Source organism: Citrobacter sp. Colony219, assembly GCF_019382635.1.
GTDB classification, from domain to species: domain Bacteria; phylum Pseudomonadota; class Gammaproteobacteria; order Enterobacterales; family Enterobacteriaceae; genus Citrobacter; species Citrobacter youngae.
In genome coordinates this window covers 4726515-4727019 of record NZ_CP080033.1, presented here as the reverse complement: position 1 = coordinate 4727019, position 505 = coordinate 4726515, and the positions used below count along the sequence as shown (strand labels likewise).

Here is a 505-nt window from a genome sequence, read left to right as displayed (position 1 = left end):
TGCTGCTCCAGTACGGCGGCGCTCTCAAGTTGGTCGAGGTCAAACGCGTGCTCGGCGGCACCGGTGACGGCGTCGCGGTTTACGTGACTTCCGCTGGCGAGCACCAGGCGGTCGTAGCGCGCAGATGAATGTCACCGTTGGCATCTTTCCAGCTCACCTCTTTAGAGTCCGGGAGGATCTGCTCGACGTGACCTTGCTGGAAGTTGACGCCGGTAACGTCAAACAGCGGTTGCAGTGGTGCGACCAGCGTATGAACGGCGCTTTCATAAAAACGTGGGCGGACACGCAGCTCTGGCTGTGGCGCAATTACTGTAATATCAATGGCCTGCTGATGTTTATCCGCCAGTCGTGCGGCGCTTAATGCTGCCCACATACCGGCAAAGCCGGCGCCGACGATCAGAATTTGTTTACGCATTGGGGTTTTCTCACTGGTGACTACGAATTATTGACTCGGATTTTATTTGTCGTAGTTAAGAATTGCAATGCGATCGAGATCCTTTTTTCA

At 54.7% G+C, this 505-nt stretch carries 1 pseudogene; it reads right to left on the bottom strand.

The features are described from left to right. A pseudogene (locus JTI85_RS21060) lies at window positions 1-415 on the bottom strand (FAD-dependent oxidoreductase); the annotation flags it as partial. Window positions 416-505: the final 90 nt, after the last annotated feature.